The sequence below is a fragment of the Clostridium gallinarum genome, assembly GCF_014836325.1.
Taxonomy (GTDB): domain Bacteria; phylum Bacillota; class Clostridia; order Clostridiales; family Clostridiaceae; genus Clostridium; species Clostridium gallinarum.
Window position 1 is genome coordinate 1 of sequence record NZ_JACSQZ010000132.1, and the last position, 1,114, is coordinate 1,114.

Annotated in this window: 1 protein-coding gene; it reads right to left on the minus strand. The window is 28.2% G+C overall.

Translation table 11 applies throughout. The annotated features are described in order from the left end of the window. Positions 1 to 1,023 (minus strand): IS1182 family transposase (locus H9660_RS16120; protein ID WP_191751386.1); only part of this gene is annotated, 1,023 nt, incomplete at its 3' end. Positions 1,024 to 1,114 lie beyond the last annotated feature (91 nt).

Genomic DNA, 1,114 nt, shown 5'->3' on the forward strand with positions numbered 1-1,114 from the left:
ATAGCCTTCGCGAGTCGTAGTTTTATATACTAATGCAACATTATTAGGACAAATGTATATGTCTTTATCATAGTCATAAATATATTTATTCTTAGTGTACATTCCTTTTTTATGAGGAGAACGTCTATATGCAACTGCAGGTATTATATTTCTATCTGTAATTCCTTTAAAAATAGGATTAGTTGAATATCCAGCATCTAATCCTAGGTACTTAGGTTTTATATTAAAAGTTTCTTCAATTCTATCTATTCTATTTAATATAGGCTCGCTATCGCTGACGTTACCTGGGGTAACATGTACATCCATAATAATATTATTTTTACTATCCACTGTTCTATGATCTAAATAAAAGAAACCTTCTGGCTTATTATCCCTCATCATATATCCACTATCAGGATCAGTAGTGCTTTTCTTAATCTGCTTTGTTTCTTCTTTTTCTTTTCTTGGCTTTAAAGGCTTTTTGTTATGATTCTCTCTATCTAAATTTACATCAATATCTAATTGTTCTATGTACTCTTTAGGAGTTATTTGTACTTCAACTTTTTCGAACTTACGTTTATTAGCATTAGCTTTTATATGTGTTGAATCGGAGTAAAGAATCTTGCCACCAACTAATCCTTTTTCCATAGCTTGAAGAACTATATTATCAAATATTTTTTGAGGAATATTAGTCCCTTTAAATCTTCTAATTCTATTTTGACTTATTGTAGATGAATCCGGAATTTTTTCAGTAATTGAATATCCTAAAAACCATCTATAGGCTAAATTTACTTCAATATCTTTAACTAGTTGCCTTTCGGAGCGTATGCCATAAAGATACCCTATAAATAACATTTTAAATAATACTACTGGATCAACTGCTGGTCGACCATTTGTATGACAATACAAATCATTAGTTAATTCTCTAATAAATGAAAAATCTATGTATTTATCTATTTTTCTTAATAAATGATCTTTAGGAACTAATTGTTCTAACATAACTACTTCCATTTGATATTGTGATTCTTTTCTTTCGTTTATCATAACTAAAACCTCTATGTAAAAAATAATATATTTAAATTATATTAGATAATTATATAAAATTAAAGACTGCTGACACTTTGTCAGCAGTCTG